Raw genomic sequence first — 509 nt, 5'->3', positions numbered from 1 at the left:
ATCATCATCATCTCGTCGCCTTCTTCTACTTGCACTGCGCCAACTACTGGGCCATTACGCTCAGAAACCTTGATAGACACAACGCCCTGAGTTGCACGACCTTTCGTTGGGTATTCAGCCAGTTCGGTACGTTTACCGTAACCGTTTTGAGTAACCGTTAGGATGTCGCCTTCGTTAGACGGAACGATTAGTGAAACCACTTGGTCGTCGTCAGCCAGCTTCATACCACGGACACCTGCCGCTGTACGACCCATTGCACGTACTTTGTCCTCGCTAAAGCGAACAACTTTACCTGCTTTAGAGAACAGCATGATGTCGCTTGAACCCGTTGTGATATCAACGCCGATTAGAGAATCGTCATCACGTAGGTTCACCGCAATTAGACCGTTTGAACGTACGTTTGCAAACTGGTCTAGAGAAGTCTTCTTAACGGTACCGTCGCCAGTTGCCATGAAGATGAACTTGTCTGCAGAGAACTCATCGACTGGAAGAATTGCAGTGATACGCTC

1 protein-coding gene is annotated in these 509 nt (G+C 48.7%); it reads right to left on the bottom strand.

Features of this window, described 5'->3' with window-relative positions:
* Nucleotides 1-509: DNA gyrase C-terminal beta-propeller domain-containing protein (locus R7190_RS31070; RefSeq protein WP_318138366.1), on the bottom strand; the 509-nt coding region annotated here is incomplete at both ends.

It is taken from the genome of Vibrio sp. 1078-1, from assembly GCF_033340475.1.
Note: the sequence above shows the minus strand (reverse complement) of the source record. Positions and strands in the feature narration are given on the sequence as shown.